The 1,773-nt window shown below is 76.9% G+C and carries 1 protein-coding gene and 1 pseudogene; one reads left to right on the top strand and one right to left on the bottom strand.

What is annotated here, in order from left to right; genetic code table 11:
• Positions 1–255, top strand: a pseudogene (locus GTW08_RS14765) (ROK family transcriptional regulator); the annotation flags it as partial.
• A gap of 7 nt (positions 256–262) precedes the next feature.
• Here the strand turns inward: GTW08_RS14765 and GTW08_RS14770 are convergent.
• The coding region (locus tag GTW08_RS14770; RefSeq protein WP_161152076.1) for a circularly permuted type 2 ATP-grasp protein at positions 263–1,773 on the bottom strand (1,511 nt) is incomplete at its 5' end.

The following is a 1,773-nucleotide window of genomic DNA, read 5'->3' on the forward strand; positions in this document are numbered from 1 at the left end:
GCGCTGGGTACGGCGCTGACGTCGGTACTCCACGTCGTCGACGTCGGCACCGTCGTCCTCGGTGGCAGCTACGCCGAGCTGGGCACCTGGCTGGTCCCCGCGGTGCACGCGGAGCTGGTGCGCCGCGGGGTCGCGACCGGGCCGGACGTCGCCGTGCTCGTGTCCCCGCACGGCCGGGCGGCCACCGTCACCGGGACCGCCCGCGCCGTGGCCGACCGGGTGCTGGGCGAGCCGGACCTGCTCCTCGCCGGCTGAGCCCGGCTCAGGCCAGCACCCAGGTGTCCTTCGCCCCGCCGCCGCGCGAGGAGTTCACGATCACCCCGCCGGGCGGGGCGACCCGCGACAGCGCCGCGGGCAGCACGTCGACCTCGGGCACCCCGCCGGCGCCGGGGGACTGCACCGCGAAGACGCGCAGGTCGACGGCCTGGGGCCGGAGGGCGCCGTCGGTGAAGGTGGGATGGGTGGAGATCCCGACGAGGTCCTGGGCGACCCAGCCGGCCGGGGAGTCCCGGATCGCCGCGGCCACCCGGTCCAGCTCGGCGCGCCCGGCGTGCGGGCCGATCACGATCCCGGCGCCGCCGTAGCCGTCGACAGGCTTGAGCACCAGCCGGTCGAGCCGGTCCAGGACCTGCTCACGGGCGAGCGGGTCGACGCAGGGCAGCGTCGGCACCGAGGCCAGCACCGGCTTCTCGCCGAGGTAGTAGCGGATCATCTCCGGCACGTAGGCGTAGACGAGCTTGTCGTCGGCGACGCCGTTGCCGGGCGCGTTGCGCAGCGCCACCCGCCCGCGGGCCATCGCCGCCCACAGCGCGCGGCCGAGCGGGCGGTGGTCGGCGCCGCGGGCGATCGCGAGCTCGTTCTCGTCCATCCGACGGTAGAGGGTGGTGATCCGGCGCCGCCGCCCACCGCCGACGAGGAACAGCGCGCCGTCGGTGACCTGCAGCCGGGCCGGGGTCACCAGCGGGACGTCCATCGCCTCGGCGAGCAGCCGGTGCTCGAAGAACGCCGGGTCCACCTCGCCCGCGGTCAGCAGCGCGGCCTCCCCGTCGGGTCCGTCGGGGTCGCCGGCAGCGAGCGCCGCCCGCAGCCGGTCCGGCACGTCGTCGAGGTGGCGCACCTCCGAGGGCGACTCCAGGTCGGGCAGCACGCTGCGGATCAGGCGCCGGCTCATCATCGAGAACCCGATGCCCGACGGGACGCGCAGGTTGTCCTCCAGCACGACCCAGCCGTCGGCGTCGTCGCGGACCAGGTCGATGCCGCCGACGGCGATCCGCACCGCGTCCGGCGGCACCAGCGCGCCCGAGCGGGTGCGGCCGGGGGCCTGCTCGACCACCGAGGCCGGGACGACCCGGTCGCACACGATCTCGCGCCGGCCGTAGACGTCGCGCACGAAGCACTCCAGCGCCCGGATCCGCTGCTCCAGCCCGGACGCGAGGTGCGCCCAGTCGTGGCGCTCGATGATCCGCGGCACCAGGTCCAGCGGGAACAGCCGCTCGCCGTCGTCGCCGGGCTCGACGCCGGGGACCGGGAAGGTCACCCCGCGGGCGCGCTGCTCGGTGCGCAGCGCGTTCTCCGCCGCGGCCAGCCCGCGCGGGCCGAGCCGCTCCAGCGAGCGGAACAGCCAGCCGTAGCCGGGCCGGACGGCGCCGGTCGCGTCGACGGCCTCGTCGTAGCGGGGTGGGACGTAGCCGTCCAGCAGCTCCGGCGCGGACGGCACGGTCTCCGCCGGTGCCGACGGCGGCCGCTCGCCGTGGGTGCGGGCCAGCAGCTCGT

Origin of the sequence: Pseudonocardia sp. SID8383 (genome assembly GCF_009864975.1) — a bacterium.
GTDB classification, from domain to species: Bacteria; Actinomycetota; Actinomycetes; order Mycobacteriales; family Pseudonocardiaceae; genus Pseudonocardia; species Pseudonocardia alni.